The sequence below is a fragment of the Paenibacillus sp. FSL P4-0176 genome (assembly GCF_037975265.1).
Lineage (GTDB): Bacteria > Bacillota > Bacilli > Paenibacillales > Paenibacillaceae > Paenibacillus > Paenibacillus amylolyticus.
In genome coordinates this window covers 3,282,428-3,308,400 of the sequence record NZ_CP150242.1, presented here as the reverse complement: position 1 = coordinate 3,308,400, position 25,973 = coordinate 3,282,428, and the positions used below count along the sequence as shown (strand labels likewise).

At 44.6% G+C, this 25,973-nt stretch carries 25 protein-coding genes and 1 riboswitch; of the genes, 2 read left to right on the top strand and 23 right to left on the bottom strand.

Annotated elements, in window-relative coordinates; genetic code table 11:
- Window positions 1-52: 52 nt before the first annotated feature.
- From MKY95_RS15080 to MKY95_RS15070, 3 genes are all read right to left on the bottom strand, one after another.
- Entirely contained in the window at window positions 53-1,318 is a 1,266-nt protein-coding gene (locus MKY95_RS15080) for an extracellular solute-binding protein (protein ID WP_076317958.1), read from the bottom strand.
- Between the two features lie 85 nt (window positions 1,319-1,403).
- The gene (locus MKY95_RS15075) at window positions 1,404-2,288 is read right to left on the bottom strand and encodes an AraC family transcriptional regulator (RefSeq protein ID WP_076317959.1); all 885 of its coding nucleotides are present in this window, start codon (window positions 2,286-2,288) and stop codon (window positions 1,404-1,406) included.
- A 117-nt stretch (window positions 2,289-2,405) separates the two neighbouring features.
- On the bottom strand, window positions 2,406-3,404 hold the full coding sequence (locus tag MKY95_RS15070; RefSeq protein ID WP_339199514.1) for a LacI family DNA-binding transcriptional regulator: 999 nt from the start codon (window positions 3,402-3,404) through the stop codon (window positions 2,406-2,408).
- Between the two features lie 161 nt (window positions 3,405-3,565).
- Here MKY95_RS15070 and MKY95_RS15065 point away from each other — a divergent pair, with 161 nt between their 5' ends.
- A complete protein-coding gene (locus MKY95_RS15065) occupies window positions 3,566-3,991 on the top strand; it encodes a MaoC family dehydratase (RefSeq protein ID WP_076317961.1) in 426 nt (141 codons plus the stop codon).
- A 68-nt stretch (window positions 3,992-4,059) separates the two neighbouring features.
- Here MKY95_RS15065 and MKY95_RS15060 read toward each other — a convergent pair whose 3' ends face one another.
- From MKY95_RS15060 to MKY95_RS15005, 12 genes are all read right to left on the bottom strand, one after another.
- On the bottom strand, window positions 4,060-5,250 hold the full coding sequence (locus MKY95_RS15060) for a PLP-dependent aminotransferase family protein (RefSeq protein WP_076317962.1): 1,191 nt from the start codon (window positions 5,248-5,250) through the stop codon (window positions 4,060-4,062).
- Between the two features lie 178 nt (window positions 5,251-5,428).
- Window positions 5,429-6,577, bottom strand: a complete 1,149-nt coding sequence (locus MKY95_RS15055) for an FAD-dependent oxidoreductase (RefSeq protein WP_076317963.1) — start codon at window positions 6,575-6,577, stop codon at window positions 5,429-5,431.
- A gap of 6 nt (window positions 6,578-6,583) precedes the next feature.
- On the bottom strand, window positions 6,584-7,303 hold the full coding sequence (locus MKY95_RS15050) for a methyltransferase domain-containing protein (protein ID WP_047842870.1): 720 nt from the start codon (window positions 7,301-7,303) through the stop codon (window positions 6,584-6,586).
- Window positions 7,290-8,447, bottom strand: coding sequence for a type III polyketide synthase (locus MKY95_RS15045; protein WP_076317964.1), 1,158 nt, complete (start codon window positions 8,445-8,447; stop codon window positions 7,290-7,292). Before MKY95_RS15045 ends, MKY95_RS15050 begins: the two co-directional genes overlap by 14 nt.
- Window positions 8,448-8,677: 230 nt before the next feature.
- Entirely contained in the window at window positions 8,678-9,562 is an 885-nt protein-coding gene (locus MKY95_RS15040) for an alpha/beta hydrolase (RefSeq protein WP_076317965.1), read from the bottom strand.
- A gap of 164 nt (window positions 9,563-9,726) precedes the next feature.
- The gene (locus MKY95_RS15035) at window positions 9,727-10,419 is read right to left on the bottom strand and encodes a hypothetical protein (RefSeq protein WP_076317966.1); all 693 of its coding nucleotides are present in this window, start codon (window positions 10,417-10,419) and stop codon (window positions 9,727-9,729) included.
- A gap of 105 nt (window positions 10,420-10,524) precedes the next feature.
- Window positions 10,525-10,878 (bottom strand): MmcQ/YjbR family DNA-binding protein, encoded by a 354-nt coding sequence (locus MKY95_RS15030; RefSeq protein WP_076249404.1) that lies wholly within the window; start codon window positions 10,876-10,878, stop codon window positions 10,525-10,527.
- A 142-nt stretch (window positions 10,879-11,020) separates the two neighbouring features.
- The gene (locus tag MKY95_RS15025) at window positions 11,021-12,427 is read right to left on the bottom strand and encodes a DEAD/DEAH box helicase (RefSeq protein ID WP_036608186.1); all 1,407 of its coding nucleotides are present in this window, start codon (window positions 12,425-12,427) and stop codon (window positions 11,021-11,023) included.
- 117 nt (window positions 12,428-12,544) lie between these two features.
- Window positions 12,545-12,859, bottom strand: coding sequence for a multidrug efflux SMR transporter (locus tag MKY95_RS15020; protein WP_036670814.1), 315 nt, complete (start codon window positions 12,857-12,859; stop codon window positions 12,545-12,547).
- The gene (locus tag MKY95_RS15015) at window positions 12,859-13,197 is read right to left on the bottom strand and encodes a multidrug efflux SMR transporter (RefSeq protein ID WP_036608190.1); all 339 of its coding nucleotides are present in this window, start codon (window positions 13,195-13,197) and stop codon (window positions 12,859-12,861) included. The genes MKY95_RS15020 and MKY95_RS15015 overlap by 1 nt, the downstream gene beginning before the upstream one ends.
- 101 nt (window positions 13,198-13,298) lie before the next feature.
- Window positions 13,299-13,399, bottom strand: a riboswitch (guanidine-I (ykkC/yxkD leader).
- A gap of 70 nt (window positions 13,400-13,469) precedes the next feature.
- A complete protein-coding gene (locus tag MKY95_RS15010) occupies window positions 13,470-14,099 on the bottom strand; it encodes a pentapeptide repeat-containing protein (protein ID WP_076249406.1) in 630 nt (209 codons plus the stop codon).
- An 11-nt stretch (window positions 14,100-14,110) separates the two neighbouring features.
- A complete protein-coding gene (locus MKY95_RS15005; protein WP_339199506.1) occupies window positions 14,111-14,875 on the bottom strand; it encodes a methyltransferase domain-containing protein in 765 nt (254 codons plus the stop codon).
- Window positions 14,876-15,411: 536 nt separating this feature from the next.
- Here MKY95_RS15005 and MKY95_RS15000 point away from each other — a divergent pair.
- Window positions 15,412-16,329, top strand: a complete 918-nt coding sequence (locus MKY95_RS15000) for an AraC family transcriptional regulator (protein ID WP_339199503.1) — start codon at window positions 15,412-15,414, stop codon at window positions 16,327-16,329.
- Between the two features lie 179 nt (window positions 16,330-16,508).
- Here MKY95_RS15000 and MKY95_RS14995 read toward each other — a convergent pair whose 3' ends face one another.
- From MKY95_RS14995 to MKY95_RS14960, 8 genes are all read right to left on the bottom strand, one after another.
- Window positions 16,509-17,588 (bottom strand): low specificity L-threonine aldolase, encoded by a 1,080-nt coding sequence (locus MKY95_RS14995; RefSeq protein ID WP_339199500.1) that lies wholly within the window; start codon window positions 17,586-17,588, stop codon window positions 16,509-16,511.
- Window positions 17,585-18,007, bottom strand: a complete 423-nt coding sequence (locus tag MKY95_RS14990) for a MarR family winged helix-turn-helix transcriptional regulator (RefSeq protein WP_036670809.1) — start codon at window positions 18,005-18,007, stop codon at window positions 17,585-17,587. The genes MKY95_RS14995 and MKY95_RS14990 overlap by 4 nt, the downstream gene beginning before the upstream one ends.
- Window positions 18,008-18,234: 227 nt before the next feature.
- Window positions 18,235-19,953, bottom strand: a complete 1,719-nt coding sequence (locus MKY95_RS14985; RefSeq protein ID WP_036670808.1) for an ABC transporter ATP-binding protein — start codon at window positions 19,951-19,953, stop codon at window positions 18,235-18,237.
- A gap of 2 nt (window positions 19,954-19,955) precedes the next feature.
- On the bottom strand, window positions 19,956-20,330 hold the full coding sequence (locus MKY95_RS14980) for a hypothetical protein (RefSeq protein WP_339199496.1): 375 nt from the start codon (window positions 20,328-20,330) through the stop codon (window positions 19,956-19,958).
- 180 nt (window positions 20,331-20,510) lie between these two features.
- Window positions 20,511-21,452: an alpha/beta hydrolase gene (locus tag MKY95_RS14975; RefSeq protein WP_339199494.1), complete on the bottom strand. Its 942-nt coding sequence runs from the start codon at window positions 21,450-21,452 to the stop codon at window positions 20,511-20,513.
- Between the two features lie 25 nt (window positions 21,453-21,477).
- Window positions 21,478-23,604 (bottom strand): serine hydrolase domain-containing protein, encoded by a 2,127-nt coding sequence (locus MKY95_RS14970; RefSeq protein ID WP_339199979.1) that lies wholly within the window; start codon window positions 23,602-23,604, stop codon window positions 21,478-21,480.
- Between the two features lie 194 nt (window positions 23,605-23,798).
- Window positions 23,799-25,160 carry a HAMP domain-containing sensor histidine kinase gene (locus tag MKY95_RS14965; protein WP_339199492.1) on the bottom strand — a complete coding sequence of 454 codons (1,362 nt, stop codon included), beginning with the start codon at window positions 25,158-25,160 and terminating at the stop codon, window positions 23,799-23,801.
- Complete coding sequence (locus tag MKY95_RS14960) at window positions 25,157-25,831, bottom strand: response regulator transcription factor (RefSeq protein ID WP_339199489.1); 675 nt, start codon at window positions 25,829-25,831, stop codon at window positions 25,157-25,159. Before MKY95_RS14960 ends, MKY95_RS14965 begins: the two co-directional genes overlap by 4 nt.
- Window positions 25,832-25,973 lie beyond the last annotated feature (142 nt).

Sequence of the window (25,973 nt, the reverse complement as noted above, 5' to 3'; positions counted from 1 at the left end):
TCTATCCCCCCAGTTATCATCGGATGTGTATATTCAATTCATTACTTCTAAGTTAATCCACTTCCAGCTCCGGAAATCTCAAGGTAACATCACGTTTGATTCGCTTTACGACTTCTTCCTTGGTCTGAATGTCCTTGTTGAGATATAACTGGAGTACAATCTTGTAGATATCATTGTTAATCGTGGCATCATATTTGGTGCGTTCGTATACAGGTACCCGTTTTGCAGCCTCCGAGAAAAACTCGAAATGCTTTTGTCCTCCCAAATAAGATGATGAGAGAGACGGGGCAAGTTCATCATTCACAACCATGTTGCTGGTGAAATAATCCTGTTCTTTCGCTAACTCGGATAGAAAATTGTGGTCAAAATTATAGAACTCAATAAACTTCCAGGCCAAATCCTTTTTCTCACTTTTACTGTACATCGCGATGTAGGTTCCACCTGAACTAAAGGCTGACGGTCCCTGGGCTAAGCCCCACATGCCTTCGGTATCCGGAGCGTTTGCCTTGAACGTATATTGCAAACCCCAGGTTGCCCCGGGATAAAACATGACCTCTCCTTTTTGCATGGATGCAGCGTAACCGGCACTTCCATCTTCATACTCGGCAAGTACATTCCGCTCACGTGCTTCACGTACAAGATCAAGCACTTCCAAGTACGTTGGATCGATAACAAGTTTGCCGTCCTTCACCCAAGGTATACCATCATATGAATTCGATATAGCATTCCAATTCGCCAATGCATGTACTTTATTCCCGCTAAGTTGCTGTACCTTCTCTCCAATCTCGAAGATCTTCTCCCATGTATCGATCTGTGAACCCACCTTCTCAGGATCATCGGTGCCCAGATATTTCTTCGCCAGATCCCGACGATAGTAGATGCCCCCTGGTGTTCCCTGATAACCTATCGCTCTGACATTTCCCTCACTGTCCTGTTCATTGGCCTGAACAAAAGCATATTGTTCCTGGATAAGTTCATTGGCGTTATACGGCGAAGCTGATAAATTCTCCAGATATGGAACGTCAATCAGCTCTCGAATATTCGCATTTTCAATCATAAATACATCTGGAGCCTTCGAGGTTGTCTGTAGCGCAGATTTCAGCTTGGTGATATAGAAATTACCAGGGATGTTGACAAAGTTCACTTTGATGTCAGGATATTTCTGTTCGAATTTCTCGATGGCGTACCCTGCTTCATCCGTAAAACTCCACACAGTAATCTCCTGTTGCTTGGTTTGACTCGATGGACTGAACTGACAACCAGCTAACAACATCGCTGCACATACAAATACAATAGTTGGCTTAAACCACTTCTTCATAGGCCCCCTCCTTCAAAAAGGAAACGCTTACAATTTATTAGAGTATATTGATTTTGGAGAGGGCTTTCTCCACAAATATTGTGCATTACCCTCCATATTTTGTGATATTCGTACGATGTTTCTTACGAAATTCGGAGGGTGTACAGTCATTATATTTTTTAAAAAGACGATTATAGGAGTTAACATTGTTAAATCCATGTCCGATCGCAATCTCCAGAATCGTATCCTGACGGAACAATAAAGCCCACTCGGACTTGATAATTCGAAAATGATTCAAGTATTCCATCAGTGTTACTCCCTTGATCTCTTTGAACAGCTTGCAGACATGGAACTTGCTGAATTTAATATGTTCCGCCACCTGTTCCAGCTTAATGGGCTCAGCATAGTGCTCCTCCAGGTATTCACAGACCGATTCAAGGAATTCAAATTTTTTGGATGAAGTACATGCCCATCCTGAAGATGAGGATTCATCGGTGGTAACCGGTACTTTGGTACGTAATAAAAGTATGATGAGATCATACAACCTGGATACCATTAACCATCGGTATCCCGGCTTCTGATTTTTCTTCTCGGTAATGATGTCATCTATATATTGAGTCAGATTGCTCTGACTTCCCGTATTCGAGGGAATAACTGTTGTTTTGTTGAAAAGTTGTCCGAGATCCTGAATTTCGGCTTCGGTCGTGAAACTCCCGGTTAACAATTCGAGTCGGAACAAGATAATGGTCAAATGTTCGGTCCCCGGCAAAAAGCAGTGCACATCCCCTGGTTTGATCAGCAGCACATCCCCTCTTTCCAACTCACACACGTGGTCGTTCACGCCAATTCTGGCGCTCTTTCCATTGACGAGAACCAGTTCAACCTCATCATGCCAGTGTGCAGCATAATTGAACTGATTTCCTGTATGAATTACCCGAATGGGAAAACCTTCTTGCATATGGCCTGTCTCCAAAAAAGTGGGTACGCCCATCGTATCAACCTCCATTTATTTCCAACGCAAAATACTCCTCGTCTTTATATTATGCATAAATGGCTACTCTCCTTTCTTTTTAAGAATTTAAAATTCTATAGAATGCAAAAAAACTCCTCAACTCAGGTTGAGGAGCCGAACAGATTCACGTTCCACGCATTGGATGTCCAGTGTATATAACGTCTCTACGATCTCTCCGTTCAGCAGTTGGAAGAGAACATGACCTGCAAGCTGGCCTGCATCCCTCTTCGGCTGACGAAATGTGGTTAGAGGTGGATTCATGTACTGAGATGCAGGTATATTGTCAAAGCCAATTACGGATAACTGTTCAGGTATTGAGATATCATGCTCCCTGAAGGCTTCCAAGCCGCCGATGGCCATTTCATCATTTGCAAAAAATACAGCGGATGGCAGCTCTCCTTCAAGCAGTTTCTTGGCTGCATCGTACCCATCTTGCTTCATGTATTGTCCGCCAATTTTCCATTCGGGGTTCTCTTCGATACCTGCCTCCTTCAAGGCTTTCAAATAACCTTGATAACGATGGAGATTACATTCCGATTGTGACGGGCCACTAATATAAGCTATTGTCCGATGCCCTTTATCGATCAGATAACGGGTAGCCAAGTAACCGCCTTGCGTATCACTCATCAAAACCTTTACAATATGTTGAGCATCCAGATCCCGATCCATGACAACAATCGGAAACCCTGCTTCAGATGCTTCAATCAGCAACTGATCTTGAATATTCTGAGCGATAACAATAGCTCCATCAATTCTTCGTTCACGAATGTAACGATGGGCTGTCGACTTCTCTCCACCCAACGAACTACATACGATCATATCGTATCCATGACTCATAACGACGGTTTCTATTCCGTTCACCAAATCCGAGAAATACGGGCTGGACATGTCATGGACAATAATACCAATGGTTTGTGTACTATTTCGTTTTAATTCCGATGCAGGACCATGCCTAACATAATTGAGTTGACTCGCTGCCTCAAGCACTCGAAGTCTTGTCGGCTCACTTACATTCCCTTTATCGTTGAGTACGCAAGATACGGTCGAACTGGCTACACCAGCCATCTTGGCTACATCTTTAATCGTTGTCATCATATATACTCCTCAAACACAGTTTCATCTGTTTAGTCCATTATGGCAGTAACACAGCAATACACACGGGATAGTTCACTAGCATTTTAACACGTCAGTCCAGTCATGTCTCTTAGCAAAACATCAACTACGAAAAAACATATTAAAGAAACTGAGGTGCCTTCATGAGATTTAGTGAATATGTAATAGGTCAGCGTTACGAAACCACATCCTTGGCATTATCCAAGAGTGATATTATTGAGTTTGCCACAAACTATGACCCACAGTACATGCATTTGGATGAGGAAAAGGCCAAACAAGGCCGATTTGGCAGTTTAATTGCTTCTGGCATGCAAACGATGAATATCTCCTTTAAATTATGGATTGAGGTTGGGGTCTATGGAGAGCATGTCGTGGCGGGCACCGGAATGAATAACATTCAATTCCTGAAACCGGTCTTTCCGGATGATGAACTTCATGTCATTGCAGAAGTCATTGGACTGACTCCCAGACGAAAAGGAAATGGGATTGTTACGGTGCTGCTGAGTACTTTCAATCAGAAGAATCAAAAGGTATTTCAGGCAGAATTAAGTGCTTTAATCGATAATTAAGGACGAGAAAAAGCCCAAAAAAGCCGCCAATTGGCGGCTTTTCGTAGATATATCACATTGAATCATTTTTAAGCGTTATACCCTTTCAATACCTGCCCCAAAATCTCTACACCCTTGACAATCTGTTCATCTGACGGGGTTGAGAAATTAAGTCTGATGGCATTACAAGGGTCTTGCTCGTTCACCAGGAATGCATTTCCCGGTACAACCGCAACCCCTTGAGCTGCCGCTGTCTTGGCATAATCAAGCATTGGCACATGTGCTGGCAGATCACACCAGAGGAACAGTCCACCATCCGGTTGGGTATAGGTAATGGACTCACCCATATGCTCTTGCAGCTTGTCCATCATCAATGTTGCTTTTCTCCGATAGACCTCACGAATGCTGTTAATGTGCCCCGCGTAATCATACTCTGTCATGAACTTATATGCCAGAATCTGTGGAAGCATGGCCGTATGTACGTCTTCTCCCTGTTTGGCAACAACCATCTTCTCCACGACTTCATGGGGCGCTTGTACAAAACCAACGCGCAGTCCTGCCGACAAAATTTTGGAGAATGATCCAACATAGATGACCAGACCCTCATCATCCATAGACTTGATGGTTGGCACATCGTCTCCATTGAATCGAAGTTCTCCGTACGGGTTATCTTCCAAAATCATAACGCCATACTTCTTAGCCAGCTCGTATATGGCCTTACGTTTTGCAAGACTCGTTGTTACACCGGTAGGATTCTGGAAACTTGGGATCACGTAGATCATTTTCACATTAGGCTCCGTTTGCAGCGCCTGTTCCAGCTTTTCGATATCCATACCGTCCATCTCCATCGGAACACCTGCAAGCTTTGCACCAGATGCCCGGAAGGAGTTCAGGGAACCAATAAAGCTCGGGCTCTCACAGATGATCGTGTCCCCTTCATTACAGAATACTTTACAGGCCAGTTCAATCCCCTGCTGCGCTCCAGATACAATGAACAATTGATCGGATGGTTTACCGGTATCAAAACCTGTCTTCAAATGTTGAGTCAATGCTTCCCTGAGGGGAACATATCCTTCCGTTATCCCATATTGCAGAGCTGTGACGGGGTCATGCTCCAGAATGGATTGAGTGAATGTGCGAATCGCCTCAATAGGAAAGGTTTCCGGAGCAGGATTTCCCGCGGAGAATGGAATCACATTTTGTCCCGAAGAAGCCTTCAGAATCTCACGAATAATGGATGGTTGCAGTGCTGCGATACGATTGGAAAATGAATAGTTCATCTTAAATAGTGCCTCCCGACATTTCATCTGAATTAACTCTCTATCATTACATTAGATTCTATTATACGAGCATTTCCGAAATTTCCAAACTGTCTCCACAAAATTAATGTTTGTACGCCAAAAAAGAGGCCGCCATCAGCAACCTCTTTGCATAAGTATTGCGCAAACATTCAGCCTGTTAGCGCGCTGCGTTCATCTCGGATAAACGTGTGGCCTTCACGACATAAGCGGCTAGACCGGGGATCATCCGAGCGAGACCAGGATAGAATTTATTGGTTTTGGCAAATGCCAGCTTTTGGATTCTTCTTGCGCGTCTGAGCAATTGGGTGAATTCACGGCTTGCTTCCAGCGTGTAATTACTCTGCCAATCGGCATGTTCAATATCACCCTGCAGGTACTTGTCAGTCCACCTTGCACACAGGAGTGAGGAGCGAAGGGCAATGGACATTCCGTCTCCACATAAGGGTGGTATCATCAGCATGGCATCCCCAATATGCGGATATTGAGACCACGACTCAGGAACGTTGGACAGATGCAGCGGCGCAATTGACACTTGCGTTCCATCTACGGGCTTTCCTTCGGCTAAACGGGCCGCCAAGCTCACGTTTGTCAGGGATGCCGCCCGTAAAATATCGTTTACAGACTTGCCACTTCCCTGGACGGTATCCAGTGTCAACAATGCGGCGACATTCACAATACCATCCTCAATCGGGGAAATGCCCACGTAACCACCCTCGCAAAAATATAACTCTACCCTTGCGGGAATCTCTATCCCGCTGAAGTGGGACTTAACGCCAACATATACGGTTTGGTCCCGCAGATCAGGTGCGGAAGCCATCCCGCGCGGCTTTTTGGTCCCATGTGCCCCGATAACGGCTTTGGCTCTGTAACTGATCCGCTCATCTCCCTGTTTCACCTGAACCTCATAACTGGCATCCTCAAGCTGCTCGATGCTCGTTATGGTCGCTTTGGTCACAATCTGGGCTCCGGCCTCCAGCGCCTTCTGATGCAAAATCTGGTCCAGCTCATATCGACTTATGCCATATGCGAATCCCGGCAGCGGTGCTTCGATCACTCCGCCTTGAGGCATAACGATTTTGGCATGATCCATCGTACTAGGTTTCTTCGACTGGTCCAGAAGGTGAATATCCAGAACTTCTAACATCTCCTTCGTTTCGGGTGACATGAACTCACCGCAGGTTTTGTGCCGCGGGAACTCCTGGCGATCCAGCAAAAGGGTCCGATGTCCTTTCCCTGCCAGTTGCATTGCACATGTACTGCCGGCAATTCCGGCTCCGATGACAATCACATCTATCGATTTCGACACGTAAGATCACCTGCCTTTCGTGGGAATAACAACAGAGTAACGGAATAATGGCTTCCATTCATAGGTCATCGTATCATGATTGAGACGTTGTTTAAGTTCCTTCCAATCCCTCCCTGTAAAACCTTTGGCTACGGAAAGAGGCCCATCATGACGAATATAACGATTGCGCGAGATCATACGTGTAGTAATCCAGACCGCCTTATAGGATACGGGGTGGCGGTGAATATCATTAATAACGACACCGTATCTGGATGCTCGCAGCATATGAGAAACCATATCAACCAGCTGATCTCCGTCAAAATGATGAACAAACTGGGAGCCTGTCACGATATCTGCGGAAGCATCGGGCAGTTGTGTAAGATCGGCACGCTGTACCCGAACTCGGGGTTCGTCACGAAATAGTTGTCTCGCTTCCTCACACGCTTCTTCCGTCAGATCAACCAACGTAATTTCCAGCTGAACACCCTGACGATCTGCCCATTGCAGTAGTTTCTGGTTCACATCTCCTGAACCTGCCCCCACATCCAGCAGAGTCAGCTTATCCGGCCTGCCGACAGAGTTCCATAACTTCTCTACACCAGCCAGAGTTGGGCCAGGTGCTGCAAATATTTTGTTAAGACGTCTCAGATGTCTAAGCGCTTCACGTAGCTCCTCCCCTCCCAGAGAGAAGTCATCCATCAGTTCATCTTCCTTGGCTCGAATGGACAATGTTCTAAAAAAGGACATGATCATGCTCCTCCATCACTGAAGATAATGAGGGGACATAAGTGAATTTCATCAACTCTGCGGTGAGTCCCGGTCCAAATGCCATGGCTACACCATCTGTGGAGGATTGAACCTGTGCCTTCATATCCTCACGCATCGCATTCAGTACAAACAGAATGGTATTGGAAGATAAGTTACCATACATTCTGAGGACATCCCTGCTATACTTCGTTTGCTCGTCTCGCAGCTTCATTACATTCTGCACAGAGTCCACAATCCCACGTCCTCCCGGATGAATGGCCCATAGTTCAGGAAGCTGTTCACTTTGCAATAAGAGACGTAGTTCCTCTTCCAGATGAACACCTAACAGCTTCGGAATACGAGGGGATAGATACAGGTCATACCCCAGATTCCCCACCTCCCAGGTCATATCTTCAGTCGAATCCGGAAGAAGCACAGAATAACCCGTTCCCAGACTCAAAACATTCTTGTGCTGAGATTCTGGTGTACCCACCACACAAGAAGAAGCAGCGTCTCCGAAGAATGAAGCTGCAAACAGCGCTTCCCGATCTTGTACGGGCTGAAAATGAATGGTGCACAACTCTACACAGACCACAAGGACCTGTGATCCGGGAGCACCCTGCACGACATCTCTTGCCATCTGAATGGCTTTCAACCCTGCAGCACAACCCTGAAAGATCAGCGGCAGTCGATTAACTCGGGCAGACAAACCCAAATGGCGGATGAGCATAACATCAAGACCCGGCAGATATTGACCGGTGCAGCTGACCGTGATGATATGTGTGATGCTCTTTGGAGATACGCCTGAATCCTCCAGGGCTTTCTCTGCCGCCTCAATCCCGAGTGGAAGCGCCTCTCGCTTGTATGTACTCATTCGTTCTTCGGTTGTCGGGATGTCTGATCGCTCACCAGAGGGCAGATAACGGCATTCTTCCAGTGAACCCAGATAGCTCGGTTCCACGGTATATCGTGTTTCAACACCACAGGACTTGAATATTCGCTTGGCAAAACGGGCCAAATCTGGCCGATCTTGAAGAGAAGAAGCGATTAGTTCTGCAATATCTGGCTGCGCTACGGGGTGAGCAGGTAGAGCCGTTCCCATGCCAAGAATCGCGATATCGGATGGACTGTTATATTGGTTCATAATAAACCTCCTGGTATTGGTCATTATTTCCTCTAATTTAACAACTCTTACCCTTAACGATATCGTTATAATCTCAATAAGGCTCCTAAACTAGTTTATTAACACATTCGCAAGCTCAGAAGCTTGGTTTCAACATGCCATTGAAGCAATTACACCAATGAACGAAAAAAAGCCGCCATTAGGCGACTTCAAGGTAACTATATTCCTTCTAAGCGTCATTCTGATACACGTTATTTGGAAAATGCTTCTCTGATCTTGTCACTCATCAGGTACCAGGCATCCTCAGCCATCTGGAGATCGCCAAAATGCGTAAATCCATGAGCGGCTCCCTTATACTCCTTAAGTGTCACCTTCACACCGCTTGCTTCCAGCCTTGCTGCATATGTTCTTGCTTCTTGGGCCAGTGAATCTTTCTCCGCGGTAATGATCAATGCTTCTGGAAGTCCCTCTACTGATGTTGCAAGCACAGGTGAAGCCAACGGGTCTTGCGCATCTTCTGACGTTTCAAGGTACATAGCATTGAACGTTCTGGCGATATCGGCTGGAATGGCTTCTGCAAAACTCGGTTTCTCGGCCGGATCTGTAGCCACATCCAATACGGCATAATCCATAACTTGCAGAACAATCGGCAGCTCGCTACCACGTTGCTGATTCAGTAAACACACTGCTGCAGCAAGATTACCACCAGCACTATGCCCCCCAATAGCGAATAGAGACGGGTTAACCGATAAGGATTGCGGATTGGCGTGGACCCACTGTACAACGTCGTAACATTCATGAACCGCCGTTGGGAACTTGTGCTCTGGTGCAAGACTGTAATCGATATTAACGACCACACAATCAGATCGATCAGCAATCAAGCGACACCATGGATCATCCATCTCTGCTTGTCCCAAGATGAAACCACCCCCATGCATATTAAAGAAGACCGGCAGAGGCGCGGAATGCTCCCTATCCGGTGTATACACAAGTACACGTGTATCACCTTTCGTCGTAGGAATCATGACTTCTTTTACTGTGACCGCATACGTGGAACTGGGTTGAAGAGCTGCACCTGTACCGACGACATTTTGACGCATACGTTGTACCATTGCCAATTGTTGTTGTTGATCCATAGATATCACTCCTTTAGTGGATTGCCAATACGCCTTCTTCCGTTGTCACTTTAAGTAAAGATGACACTCGTCTATTCCGTCATGTGCAATTCATTTGATATGTATTGATCAACATGCTGAAACGTCAACCAAAATTACCTTCCCCTGCTCTTAATGCTTCAATGTTAACATTCAGTGCCAGGAGATTGGTTTGGGTCCGTGCTTGTTTCCTTTTTTTTGTGGAACATCATCCAGACCCCCATCAAACAAAATAAAACGCTGCACCCCATGCCAAACAAGCTACTGGTTTTTAATGCAAGAGGTGAGCCTTGCATGGTAAGTAACGTCGCTTGGGTCACCACGATGGATACCATCGCATCGGTGAAGTTAATCATTTTCAATGTAGATATGATCGGGTTATGGAGATGACGGTTCGCCCAGGTACCATACACGGCAAAAACCAGCTTGGTAAAAGCGACTGTAGATACGATATACACGATGTTACCCTCATATATGAAGGCATCGCCGATTAGATACATTCGCAGGCAGACCATCGAATAGGACACGCCTAGTAAACACAGGAACAGACCTCCGCGCTTATATACCGTAAGTTCCAATCTATATCTTTCTTCGGGAGAGTCCATTCTCTTGATAACTGTATATTTATGGAGCACTTGGCTTTTTGCCACACACAGAATCAGATAATATACAGCATTTGTGATGAACCATCCCGAAAGCAGATATATACCCAGGATTAACTTGCCTATCCCTGTTACCGCATTGATAACAAGGGAAGCCACATTAAACAAGGCTGTTCGATCTTGTTTATTTCCAAGGTAATGGAACCAAATGGACTTCAAATATGTCTTCATTTTCATAGGATATTCATTCTGTTAGAGAAGCAGACCATTAGCCTTTTCACCTACCTCTTAAATGTCAATAACATGATGAATGAGGTGTAGAGAAAGTGGTATATGTTCTCCTCATTCGGCCAAAGACTCCCGAACGCTTTTTGGAAGGGATTTGACAACCATATCATACGAGTGATCGATCATGACATAGACATCTTCATCGGACAATGAACCATCCAGCGTAATGGTATTCCAGTGTTTTTTGTTCATATGATATCCTGGTCGAACCGCTTCATGCTGCTCTCTCAGGTTCTCTGCAATAATGGGATCACATTTTAAGTTTAATAGACCATTTTCTTCTTTGTCTTCGAAAAGTAATGCGAATATTTTCCCTCCGACCTTCATCGCGACTGGATCAGGCCCAAATGGATAATCCTTGGTCGCACCTTTCTTCTTCAAACTGTATTCAATCATCGTATCCTTCAAGTCAGTACCTCCCTTTCACCAGTGGACGATATAATGATACCGAATGTAAGTTCGTATGTAAATAAGCTCGTTGCACATAAAAGCACATAATAAAACCTCCTCCAAATGAATGGAGAAGGTTTTATCTGGATTTATTTAGATCTTAATTGGCTCTATCATTCCTAGTTTTGCTGCTGCGGCTGAATGAGCCATGGTTAGATTTACTGCTACTACTGTTTGATCTACTGCTATTGGGTCTACCGTCGTTTGAACGACTACTGTTTGATTTACCACTCTTGGCAAACCATTCGGATTTGGGCTTGCGTGCCGGGTTAGCTTTGGACTTCGCCGGTTTGCCTGCAGCCGATTTGTTGAACGAAGGTTTACTGCCTGATGCTTTGCTGGTTTTATCAAACACAGGTACACCTGTCATTGGATACGGATGACCTTTCACTTCAGGAATCGTCTTTTTGATTACTTTCTCGATATCCTTCAGGAATGGAAGTTCGTCCTTCTCGCAGAACGAGATGGCCATCCCGCTTTTGCCTGCTCGACCTGTACGGCCAATACGGTGAACATACGTTTCCGGAATGTTAGGCAGGTTAAAGTTAATGACATGTGAAAGTTCCTCTACGTCAATTCCTCTTGCCGCGATATCCGTCGCAACTAATACACGTGTTGCACCACTCTTGAAGTTGTTCAGTGCCCGTTGTCTCTCGTTCTGAGACTTGTTGCCATGAATAGCCTGTGCCGTAACATTCGCTTTGGCCAAATCACGTGTAACCCGGTCAGCGCCGCGCTTCGTGCGTGTGAACACCAATGCCGTGACGATGGATTTATCCTCCAAAATTTGGTTCAACATATGTTGCTTCTTGCCGTTCTCCAACAAATAAATAGACTGCTCAATGCGGTCTACCGTTGAAGATACCGGTGTGATTTCTACTTTGACTGGATCAACCAGCAGGGTTTTAACCATTTTGGTGATTTCAGGAGGCATCGTAGCTGAGAAGAACAGCGTCTGCTTTTTGTTCGGCATTTTGGCAATGATTCTTTTCACATCATGAATGAAGCCCATGTCTAACATCCGGTCTGCTTCATCCAAAACGAGAATCTCAACCATCTTCAGATCAATACGTTTCTGGTTAATCAGATCGTTCAATCTACCAGGCGTTGCGATAATAATATCTGCACCTTGATTCAACGCACGCTCTTGCACTTTTTGCGAAACGCCGCCAACGATTGCCGTACAACGAATGTCCGTATACCGGCTATATACCTTGATGTTATCCGCGATCTGAATCGCCAGTTCTCGTGTTGGTGTCAAAATTAATGAGCGAATATGTCGTGCGGACTTCGATCCTTGCCCTTTGGATCTTTCGCTTAATAATTGAATGATCGGCACTGAAAATGCTGCCGTCTTGCCTGTTCCTGTCTGTGCACATCCCAGCAGATCTCTGCCAGCTAATACAGCTGGTATGGCCTGTTCCTGTATAGGGGTAGGATTAGTATAGTTTGCTTTGCTTAACCCTTCCATAATAGAGGGGATAATATTTAAGTCCTTAAATGTCATGTTGTCTCCTTCATTTACGCACATCTATCAATATGACGCATCTTTTATTTCACACGTAACGTATAAGGATACCATTAAAAACGTAATTTGTACATTATCTTTTTAAAATCACTTTGTTTAACTGACCAATTTAAGACCAACTGCCGATCCGAGCACCATAGCGATAAACAGAATTCGAAGGGCATTTCGAGGTTCTCCATAAAACACCATGCCCAGAATGGCACCACCGGAGGCCCCGATTCCCGTCCATACGGCATATGCTGTCCCCATCGGAAGAGTTTCCATTGCAATGGACAGGAACAGGAAGCTTAAACCAAACCCGCCTACCAATAGAACCAGTGAAATGAGATTACGGTCTTTGTGCAACTTGTTTATCATCAGCACTCCGATCATCTCAAATATACCTGCCAAGATAAGAAATACCCAGTTCATTATAGCTGCACCTCCTTATTCTTCTCTTTGCTCAGCATTTTAAGACCAATCACGCCGAGTAAAAGTACACCAATGAGTACCATTTTTCCGGTTTGAACAGTCGCATTAAACAGAACAATCTCTGCAAGTACCGTACCAGCGGTACCCAGGCCAACAAATACGGCATATACGGTTCCCACAGGCAGTGTCCGCGAAGCTGCAATCATCAAGGAGAAACTAATGATAATTGCAACCAACGTAAACCCCCATTCCAGCAGACCACTGGCATGTTTCAATCCAATGACCCAACCTACTTCAAACAAAGCAGCAATCACAACCGACATCCATGTTTTATTCATTCTTGTAACACTCCTTCTCTACTACATTTTTTGTACAACCCGCAAGGTTCATTAGCGTAAAAACAAAAAAAGCCCGGGAAACAAACTGCATGTAGCAGTTCATCTCCCAGGCTTTTATCCCTCCGTGGCACAACCAACAGGTTGCGGGTTTTCTCTCGGACCAGACCGACACATCCATCGCGGAACCCTAGAAAACCTGTTTTTATTCTAATGTGTCTCCAATTATACACACTTCCACTATCTTGGCAACCCCGTATATGCAAGCATGCCATTTATTTGATTATCAAACCCATTAATCCTACAAATGTGGCGGCTTGATGTGGTGAAATCACACAACCGTTGAGATCTTCCATGGTCAGCACCAAGGAGTCAAATTCGCAATCGCTAAGATCCAAATCCTTCATTTTGGTCCCCGTTAAGGAAGCTTGGTCGATGTTACATTGACTGAACTCCATTTTTTGCAGTGCCAGATAGGCAAAGTCCGCACCAATCAAGGTACATTCCGAGAAGGAGACCTGTTTCAGATGGGCAAAACGGAAATTGCTGTAGTCGCCTAGACCATGAAGGAAACTGACATTTTGCAATCGGCTATTGGAAAAATCAGTTCCGACAAACTTGCAGTTATGCCATTCGATCCGGTGCATGAAGGCACCAGAGAGATTGACATTGGAGAAGTCGCAGTGTTCGAACCTGACATCGGTGAATTCAAATTGTTCCAAGGTAGACTCCGAGATGGTCACATGTCTAAATACAACATTTTCAAAGGAAACCTTACTCGCTTCCTGTTGATCCAATGTAATGTTCTCGATCAGTTTGTGTTTGTACTCCACTTTGGATTCCAGGAATGCAATCGTTTCCGGTTCGAGCAACTGCTCCTGAATCTTGGGTTTGTCCATTTTCATCCCGTATTCCCCTATTCCTTAATAGCTACAACTCGCAGTCGGCTTCTGTCCAGATACCACTGTCCATCCCGCATCAGTTGTGGCTGTACTTTTTTCTCAACTGCTTCCATAATAACATCCTGTTCCGCAGGTGTGATACCACTGAATAAATACTCCGCGAAGCTGGTCAACCACTTTCTGGCACCTGGCTTGAACGGGGTAAATTGATCCACATGCTGAGCCAGACTAACTCGAAATCCGTGTTGCTCCAGAAGATTAGCATATTCGCCAATGGTCGGGTGATACCACGGATTCCGTCCTTCCCATTTGTATCCACGGGCATCCAGTTCTTCCTGTACCGCTGTAATTAATATAGCCGTGTTACCATTTGCAGCAAACTCAGCCACGAATCGCCCGCCCCTCTTGAGCGCTAACTGTATTGATTGTACTACAGCTGGAGCATCCTTTATCCAATGCAGAACGGCATGAGAGAAGACCGCATCAAACGGTTCTTCTGTCCGATAATGACAAGCATTTGCTACTTGAATATTCATATCAGGGTATTTCTGTTTAGCTTGCCTAATCGTCTCTTCTGAAAAATCTATACCTGTTGGCAGTGCTCCTCTGGCTGCAATTTTGGCTGTCAGATCCCCATTGCCACAACCCACATCAAGAATACGTTCACCTTGGGATGGCTGGAGCAATGATAAGATAGGTGTTTCCTGTAACGTCGCAAAAGGAGCGGAATGACCACTCCACGATTCGTTCGTTTGACCGGATGAATGTCCGTTATTCATAGATTATAATCTCCTTCTGAATTAAGGATCTAATGTATCTATAATAACTTTAATATAAAGGAACTGTCAATTCACTCATCAGATCACTATAAAAAAAGCCGCCGAATGGCGACTTTAACATTAAGAATTCGGATCAACTGAGATTTTGTTCGCCCACATATTCCATATTTCATACTCTCCTTGAATTTGTTCTGTAAACTGATGTTGTCTCGACCTCTACGGTAACTAGCTCTAACCAGCATGTGAAGTATATCTCTCGATGTACAGAATTTTCTTCATACTTGATCTGTGATTCGAGCCTGTCAATCAAAATTTGCCTCACATGGTTTGATAACCACTTCATCACCTTACTCACCAACTTTTCGAATAAACTTTAATCGCTTGGCTCTGTTAATATACTCTTAGTATGCCGAGTCATGGGCTGCAAGCGGTATATCAATCGTCTTAATTGATTGCCTGATCCTCTCAGGCCCTCTTTTGGTTCTGTACGGTAAGCTATATAATGTAAGTAGGTTAAATCCGTGAGGAGGATACATATGACCGAAGAAATATTTCAACCAAAACAGGAATTGAGTGACCTGATCAAACGCCATTCCAATCATAACGGTGCAATGGAAACGGCGATCCCTTCCCTGTTTGTCTATCACCATTCCAAGATTAGTGAACCGGCATACAGAGTATATAAACCTTCATTTTGTGTAATTGTTCAAGGGTTGAAAGAAGTATTGCTCGCACAGGAGCGTTATGAATATGGACCTTCCAATTACCTGATTGCTTCCATGAATCTCCCGGTCATCGGGCAGATTATCAAGGCATCCGCCGATGCACCCTACTTAAGTCTCAAACTCGAATTCACACCGAACCAAATTCTCGAAGTACTTAACGAATGCAATATCAAGGTAACATTCAACGAAAACGCCAGACGAGCCATGTTTGTAGGTCAGATGGAATCGTCCATTCAGGACGCTGTACTCCGACTTGTTCGATTGCTGGATACGCCGGGAGAGATACCGTTTCTGGCTCCGTTGTACGTTAAAGAAATCCTGTTCCGCCTCCTTCAAGGACCTTACGGAGGAGAACTGGCGCAGATTGCGGTTGAAGGTAGCAGCACTTATCGGATCAGAGAAGCGATTGAGAACATCGTTCATCATTGGGAACAGCCATTTCGCATTGAAGATCTGGCTGAGACCGCCAGCATGAGCGTCTCTTCATTCCATCGTCACTTCAAAGAGATCACAGCTATGAGCCCATTACAATTCCAGAAACAATTAAGATTACAGGAAGCCCGGCGACTTCTGATGGCCGAATCTGCCGATGCGGCAGATGTAGCGTTCCGGGTTGGTTACGAGAGCGCTTCTCAATTTAGCCGCGAATATGCACGCATGTTCGGTGCGCCGCCAAGAGCCGATATCCGACGGCTGAAAGAGAAATATGACATGGCCTTGAGTGAGTAACCGAGTATTCACTCTCTATCTCACAACTATCACACAAAAGGCAAACCAAAAAAGGACAACCACAATGAGTTGTCCTTTGTTCAGTATCAAAATTCTGCGTAATTTCTTTTGGATTTATTCCAAATACTCGTATTTATGAGAAGGAAATCGGAACTGTTCTCCTTAATTTTTGGACATGATCAGACCAATGCTTCGACCGGTTCTGGCACGTGGATCTCTCCGTGCAATAATTGAGTGATATCACGAGTCAGTGCATCTACATTCTCTTGACGAGTCGCCCAGCTGGTGCAGAACCGCACCGCACTGTGTGTACCGTCAACTTTTTCCCAGAAGGTGAACGTATAACCGCTGCGTAATTTCTCAAGCAAACGATCCGGCAGAATCGGAAACTGCTGGTTGGTTGGTGAATTGTACAGGAAGCGTACCCCCTGCTGTTCGAGTGAGTCATGAATTCTCAAGGCCATATCTACGGCATGGCGAGAAATATCGAGGTACAGACCATCTTCGAACAACGTTTCGAATTGGATACCTAGCAATCTGCCTTTGGCAAGCAGGCCACCTTTTTGTTTGATCATATAACGAAAATCTGGTTTTAGTGCATCATTCAGGATTACAACCGCTTCTCCCATCAATGCGCCAATCTTGGTTCCCCCGATGTAAAACACGTCACACAAGCGAGCAAGATCAGCAAGTGTCATATCGCAAGCGCGTGAAGCGAGTGCATATCCAAGACGTGCTCCATCCACGAAAAACGGAAGACCACATGCTCTGCTCACTGTATGCAATGCTTGCAGTTCTGCCTTGCTGTACATCGTTCCATTCTCCGTTGGTTGGGATATGTAGACCATTCCTGGTTGAACACAGTGTTCCGGTGACGACTCATTCATGTGCGCATCGTAGACGGCTCTAACCTGCTCAGGCGTGATCTTTCCGTCCTCGCTTGGAACTGTGAGTACCTTATGTCCCGTAGCTTCAATAGCTCCGGTTTCATGAACCGCAATGTGTCCCGAGGACGCAGCAATCACACCTTGATATGGACGCAAAATAGAGGCAATCACCGTTGTATTTGTCTGTGTACCACCAACCAGGAAATGAACATCAGCTTGCTCATTGTCACAAGCCTGACGAATAAGCATTCTCGCCCGTTCGCAGTGTCCATCCGTGCCATACCCGCTCGTCTGTTCCATATTGGTTTCCATCAGTCTTTGTAAAATGCGTTCATGCGCACCTTCGTTATAATCACATTCAAATCGTATCATCGTGTTGTCTCTCCTGCCTTCTTGTTCAACTTCTCTTGTATGTTCATCATGGAGGTGTATACCTCTTGAATCTCTTCTTCATTCAATTCTTGCATCAGCTTCAGGATCTGTTGATCGGATCGGTCATTCAATTGGGCATACAGTTCCTCACCCTTGGCTGTCAGACGAATCAGACTGACCCGGCTGTCGGCCGCAGAATCCACTTTCACCAGCAGTCCTTCCTTGGACAGCTTGTTCACAATTCGGCTCATGTAACTGCGATCAATGGTCAGTGTATCTACCAGATTATTCGCAATGCTCTCTCCCCGAATTCCAATCTCAATAATGACTCGTACTTCTGCAAACGAATACCCTGTTCCGAGAATATGCTTATCGAGTACACCGAGTATGTTGGTATAAAAACGGTTAAAACGTCGCATGTCAGCCAGTATATCTGGATTTATGTACTGAGAGTTGATGTCAAACCCTCCTTTTTAGTGGACATTGTCAACATTATAATAATCACGTTAGTGGACGTTGTCAACATTATATTTTGCTTAGCATTTGATAACCTCATTATTAACATCCAAACAGAAAAAAGCCACGCATATGCGCGGCAAGGTTGTTCTGTCATCGGAGTGTCCAGTGTAAATTCAATTTACATGGATTAAGAGTGACTATATTGCACCTGATGAAGACGGCTGTATATCCCTCCAGCGGCGACCAATTCCTCATGGTTGCCCTGCTCAGCGATACCATCTGTGTTTACTACGATGATTCGATCTGCATTCTTGATAGTTGTCAGTCTGTGTGCAATCACAAGTGTAGTTCTGCCCACCGACAATTCAGCGAGTGATTGCTGGATCAGTGCTTCCGTTTCCGTATCCAGCGCTGAGGTTGCCTCATCCAGAATAAGAATGGGTGGATTTTTCAAGAACATACGAGCAATAGATAACCGTTGCTTCTGTCCTCCAGATAGCTTAACTCCACGCTCGCCAATGACAGTATCCATACCATCCGGCAACGTAAGAATCAATTCCTCCAATGAGGCACGACGGGCGGCATCCCAGATTTGTTCATCCGTTGCACTCAGATCACCATAAGCAATATTCTCCTTAATGGTACCCGAGAACAAAAATACATCTTGTTGAACGATTCCGATATGCTTGCGCAAGGATTGAAGCTTAACGTTACGAATGTCCACACCATCTACAGTGATACGTCCCTCTTCTACCTCATAGAATCGAGGCAACAGGCTACAGATTGTCGTTTTGCCTGCACCCGAAGGTCCAACAAAAGCAACGGTTTCCCCTGGTCGAACAGACAGACTGATATCACTTAGAATACGCCGACTGGATTCATATCCAAACGAGACGTTCTCAAAGCGAATATCACCCTTCACACTTTCGAATTCAACGGCGTTTTTGCTATCCGCAATCTCAGGTTCTGTATCAATGATCTCCAGATAACGCTTGAAACCAGCAATGCCCTTTGGATAACTTTCAATGACGGCATTGATTTTCTCGATCGGGCGGAAGAAGATATTGGACAGAAGCAGGAAGGCCATAAAGTCACCCATATTGATTCTGCCATCGATATAAAACCAAGCCCCGCTGATCATGACAAACACCGTAACCAGTCGCATCATCATATAACTCACCGAGATACTTTTCGCCATCGTTTTGTAGGCAAGCAGTTTGGTTTTACGGAAATTCTGATTGTCCACTGCAAAAAGTTCTTTCTCATGTTCTTCGTTGGCGAACGATTGCACAACACGCATACCGCCGACGTTGTCTTCAATACGCGCATTGAAATTGCCGACGTCTCCGAAAAGTCGCCGATAGGTCTTTGTCATGCGGCCACCAAATACGATAATGACCCAAGCCATAATTGGGATAATGATAAAGGTAAGCAGCGCAAGCTCCAGATTAATGTTAGCCATCAGCCAGAACGATCCGATTAATGTCATCACTGCGATGAACACATCTTCAGGTCCATGGTGAGCAACCTCGCCGATATCATTCAGATCATTCGTAAGATGACCAATTAAGTGGCCTGTTTTACGATTATCAAAGAACCGGAAGGACAGCTTCTGCAAGTGAGCGAACATCTTCTCACGCATGTTGGTCTCAATGTTAATGCCCAGCATATGTCCCCAATATGTAACTACATAGTTCAATACGGTATTAAGTGCATAGATGGATAACAGCACGACGCAGGCAAGCATAATGAGAGGCCAATCCTGACCTGGCAACAATTCATTAATGAATTTGCTGACGGCAAGGGGGAAAGCCAACTCCAGAAGACCTGCGAGTACAGCGCATCCAAAATCAATCAAAAACAGTTTTTTATAGGGACGATAATACGAAAAAAAACGACGAATCATACTTATTCACTCTCACTCTCCAGATCCTTATTGGGGTTTACATCTTCATTTTGCAGCTCGAAAAGATGGATATACTCGTCGATGACCTGATCAATGGCTTTCAACTCCCCACTGATTATCGGGCGAATATGTTCATACTCCTCCTGACCAAGTTGTCTGGCGAGCGTTGTTCTTCGATTCTGCATTTGTTCCAGAAATACAAGAATTCGGCCGCGACGGAATGTTTGCGCACCACGGCCCCGTTTTCCCTCATGTTCAACATGACCTCTTCCACGTCTGGAACGTTCACCACGTTGCTCATTGTCACTCATATCACGTCTCGGACGCTCAACTTGACGTACACTTCCATCCTTCTCTTCGATAGGACGATCTCTCATATTTGCCACCCCCATAACGTGTATACATATGTATACAGCGTATTCATGTATACGATTGTATACGCGATAAAAAGAAGTGTCAACCTAAATTTTCCAATAAAGTAACTACGCTTGTATATTCATCATTTTGCCAACAAAAAAAAAGCCGCGATTTCGCGACTTCTTTTGTTGGCGACAATACTATTTTATCTCACTCATAAACTTCCTATATTCTTGAACCATTTCTTTGGATCGGGTGTGATGCAAATAATGTTCTCCCTCAAATGTCATCACTTTTCCATGCACAGAATCTTTGACTTGCTCTTCATGCAAGGGTATCCAGCCTTCCGTTTCCGTATCATTCGCCTGTAAGAAGAAAATCAACGGAAGATCTTTGGGGAAGGACAAGTTCTCAGCTGCTTTGAAATTAGGACCAAAGTTTTCGCCTTCATTCAGGTTGTTCGGATTAAACGTATTTTTGAGTGAAAGTATTCTAATTTGTTCTCTGGTCTCATCATCAACATCGGGTGCAATCAGTTGATCAGGGGCCAGTTTCATTAACAATCGGTAGAATCCTGATTTTTTAAGCAGTTTGTACGTTTCGGTTGGAAATGGATCATCATTACCTCCCTGCGTTGGGACACTGCTCTCAATTCCCACAAATGAACTTACTTCGTTTGGATATTTGTTCACATAATCCAGGCCGTATATCCCTGAAATGGAGTGAGCCATGAGCGTGTAATTATGAATACCAAGTTGCTGTAACGCTTCATGAATTTCACTAACCATATTTTCAGTGGTACGCTCTTTTTCAGTAATGTCACTTAATCCATAACCGAAAGGCTCAATGACAACGACTTTGTAAAATGGAGATAGCTCATCGATCAGCGGTTTGAAATCAAGGGCTGGGGCAGGTGTTCCGTATCCAGGAAGCAATACCACCGTTTCTTTTCCTTTTCCTTGAATCAACACATTCATGTTTTTCCCGTCAACTGCTACAAACTGACCATAGGGTTTTATTTTCCCTTCTTCCGATTTGTTGCTAAATACATTAACAATAAAAACAGTGGCAATAAATAATGCAAAAGCGATAACGATGGCTCCGAATATTTTGAGCAAAATGATTAATATTTTTTTCATCATGATGGTTCTCTCCTGTTGAGTTCATTTACTTTTTTAATGAAATTTCGAATTTGGAACCAACCTCACCTGCAAATACAATACGGCCGTTTTCTGGTAAAACAACATTATTCTTACCGCTGACTACGCTGTGATTAATACAAATTCCGGTCTGGTCATAGACAGCAAAGGCTCCATTTGCAGGCAATTTCACTGTCATGACTTTTCCTTTCGCAGTCGCTGGTACCGAAAACCATTTGGCATATCCATCTGCTTGAATGGTTGTTGCGGATCGTTTACCCGAATAGATTGGTTTCACCATTTCCTCACTAGCGTATACATAACCTGAAAATGTAAGATACTCTCCTCCGTTCTTTTTGGAGAAATGAATGTCCATCGTATCACGTCCGGCAGTACCCGGAATCTGCAATTGATTGGCTGCTTCGTTGGCTCCAATAATCTTATTATTGGACATATATCCCGGATTCTCTTTATTCAACTGAATAGGCAGGATCGATGAAGCATTGAGATAGACCATGGATGTGTATTTCTCATTCACCAGATAATATTTTTTACCATCGCGCTTTGCCCATGCGGCCTTAATCTCCTTGGATAATTTATTGGCTTCAAGCTTCTCCCCATTATATTCTGAGAAAGCCAGCTGTCCGAGTCCTGGAACGGATATATATGATCGAGACCACAGGTAGGTATTCCCGTTTTTCTCCACAACGAATCTCAACTTTTCTGTGCCTTCGTCGTTAACAAAAGTACCATCCGCTGTATAGGTGTATTCTTGAGCCGGATTACTCGGAGCTGTAAGTGAAGATACAGTCATTTGTCCAGCCGTATTTATTTTGATCTTCATAACTGAATTATTGCCACCATATATACCTGCAAACTTGGAGACTTCCTTAGGCATATTGGCCTTCACGGGTACGCCAAATGATTTTTCTGGCTTCCGTTCTGTAATGATGTCCTTTTCCTCAAGTGCGCTGAGTAATAATTCATTCGCTATGAAATTATTGGTTAAGCTTGACCCGCCTGAAGAGATAACGGCTGCAGCCATGTTATATTCCGGGAGTACCACTAATGAGGACTGATAAGATAACGTATCTCCACCTTTCATAACGGCCTTAATGCCGTATTCGTTGAATGGGAACAAGTTCACACTATCCCACCCCAACCCGTAAGACATCAGCGTATCGCTATCCTCTGGCCACATGCCTCTTTTATACTCTTCTTGCGCCATAGCTTCTACAGACTTATTGGAAAGAATACCATCAACTTCTCCCGTGAAGATTCTTGAAAATTTGACCAGATCTTCAGCGGTGGAATACAGACCTCCAGTACCGATGATATTATAATTCTCTTTTGGAAGTGGTCCCTCATAAAAAGGGGAATAGATTGCCGCCATGTCTGACGGATTAAGCACATCCTGTGGTGATTTGGTGTGTTTCATATCCAAAGGCTCCGTGAAATACTTGTGTATAAATGCGGTATAACCAATGCCGCTCACTCTTTCGACCAGAATCTCGGCTAACGTAAAGCCATCGTTGCTGTAGACTGAGTATTCGCCGGGATCTGCCTTCAGGTTTTGATTCGCCAATTGCTCCAGAAACGTATCATGTGAATACGTGTCATTATCTCCGTACAAGGTGGCATTGCTGGTTGAGGTGCCCAGAAGACCGGAGGAATGATTCAGCAACATACGGGGTGTGATCTGTTTGTATCGGTTATCTTTCATTTTAAAGTCAGGCATATAGTTCACAACAGGCGCATCCAAATCAATCTTGCCTTCGTCAACCAGCTTCATTACAGCGGCTGTAAGCATCATTTTACTGGTTGAACCAATGCCATAGACGGTGTTCGAAGTAAGAGGCACCTTATCGTTTATATCGTTTTTGCCCGTTTGACCGGACACCACAATCTCTCCACCATCGATCAGTGCATATTGCAGACTCGTCGTACCGTACGTCTCGGTCAGTAATTTGGATTTTTCGATCACGGCTTTCTTTGTTGTCTCATACGTAAGGTTACTGTTGTTCATGGGAGCCGGTGCGGCCATTGCAGACATTGGGGCAAGTATCGTCAGCATGAGAGTCACAGCAGCTATAGTATTTCTCTTTCTTGCTGTCCTCACACTCATCTTCAGTTTTGTTACCTCTCTTGGTTTCATTCTTGCATCTACTCCTGTCTTCATCATTGTGTTAAGCCACCTTAAAGTGGGCGCTAAAGACAATATAACAAACCAAGATGTCCCCCTAATGACTGCAGCATGAACGGGGGATGAACAGGCAAAAAAAGTTTGCATCATCATACGCAAGGAGGTTTATACAGGGTGTCATAGCTAAGAGAAGACATGAAATCCAATCACTCTGTGGGTGTTGTGATTGGCAAGATGACTATGAAAGTCGTTCCTCGTCCATATTCGCTCTCCACCCGAATGTCCCCTTGATGAAGCAAGACGATCTGCTTTACAATAGCTAGTCCCATACCGCTTCCTTCATATTTCTGACTGTGGGAACGATCTGCTTTAAAGAAGCGGTCAAATATACGCTTTTGGTCTTCCGGGAGAATACCAATACCCGAATCCGATATGCGGATCGTCACGTTCTTGATATTCTGTTTGATCGTGACGTTAATTCGGGCACCATCTTCGGAAAATTTTATGGCATTGCCGAAGATATTGATCCACACCTGATTTAACTGGTCATGATCGGCCATGATTTTGGTGGGCTGCAAATCAAGATCGAACTGAATGTTACGGGCCGACCATTGGGGTTGAATAGCGACGATTACTTGTCTGATCTGTTCATCCAGACTGAGCGTGGCGAGCCGCATTTGCAATGATTGAGATTCAAGCAAACTCAGCTTTAGCAGACTATCACTTATTTTGGACATTCGTGCAGTTTCAGTGATGATAATATCGAGATAATCGCTTCTTTCGTCATCCGGGAGGTCTACCTGCTTGAGCGCTATAGCAAAACCGGAAATGGAAGTGAGCGGAGACTGAACTTCATGGGACACGTTTGCTACGAATTCCCTGCGCATCTGCTCAAGCTGCTTTAGATCGTGCATCATTTCTTCGAAACTACGAGCCAGAGTACCTATCTCACCCTTTTGTTTAATATTAAGCTTGACATTGAAATCTCCGGCAGCTATAAGCCGGGTCGCTTCTGTCAGCTTTTTGATCGGTCTCACCAGAAACATAGCCGCAATTAGTATCAATAGGCTTCCTGCTATTAACGAACAAATCATAAAAGTTACAACAAACTTGATGAGAAATGAGGTGGAAGAGGAAGTGAGGGGCTCTACAAACATTGCTTTGCTTCCCATTTCAGTTTTTATCGGCAATCCCAAGAAGAACGTATCGATCCCATTGACTTGGACCCTTTCCCCATCCAGCACTTTCTTCACTTGTTCCGTCGTCACCGGGAAAGGATGTTGTTCTTTAAGTTCTCCGTAGGATTGGAATTGATCCGTTGCTTTATAGATTCGAATGTGATAGGAATTGAGTTGTTTCATTTCACTTATAAACATTTCTGCTTCATGTAACGGCAATGTCTCGTGAATGCGGACGATATCCTGGCCAAAGTCAAGCAAGGAGCCTTGTAAGTTATCGTTTAATTTATCTTGAAATATCCAGGTTGTAACAAGAAAAGAAAGGATTGTGCCCCCGATCACGGAGACCAGAAAGGTCAGGACTACGCGTGTATATAAAGAACCGATCACTCCTGCACCTCAAGCCGGTAGCCAAGTCCCCGCACCGTTTCGATGCGAAAATCGGAGATAGCTGCAAAACGTTCGCGTAGACGTTTAATATGCACGTCTATCGTTCGATCATCGCCAGTATAATTAATTCCCCAAACTTGATCGATTAATTGCTCCCGCGTATAGACTTGTCCCGGTAATCCAGCAAGTTTATACAATAATTCGAACTCTTTAAGCGGCAAGGTGAACGACTCTGTACCCCTCAGGACCTTATAAGTCTGCCGGTTCAAAATAACGTTTCCTAATTGGATCGTCTGCGTTAATCCTATACGGTATCGTTTCAACAGTGCCTTGACGCGAGCCATCAACTCAAGCGGGTCGAATGGCTTCGTCATATAGTCATCTGTCCCGAGCTGAAATGCTTGTACTTTCTCCCAGGTCTCGTTTCTTGCCGTCAACATTAGTAACGGAAGATCCGGATTGGCTCTTCGAAGTTCCTCACATAATGCCCATCCGTCCATGACCGGCATCATAATATCAAGAATAACCAAATCGACTGACGTGGAGGTATAGATAGCCAGGGCTTCCTTACCGTCTGCGGCGTTGATAGATGTAAATCCCTCGTTGCGCAAAAATAAACAGACGAGTTTGCGAATGTTCGCATCGTCGTCAGCAACCAATATCGTAGGCATCGTTTCCACTCTCCTAAAAAAGAATAATTCTTCAGTTGAGCAAGAGCGAAGAATTCTAACTGAAGTGACAAACTAATTATAGTTAAATTGAACAAAAGCAGCCGATTACTTCGATCGGCTGCTTTCTTAGTTTCTTTCATAA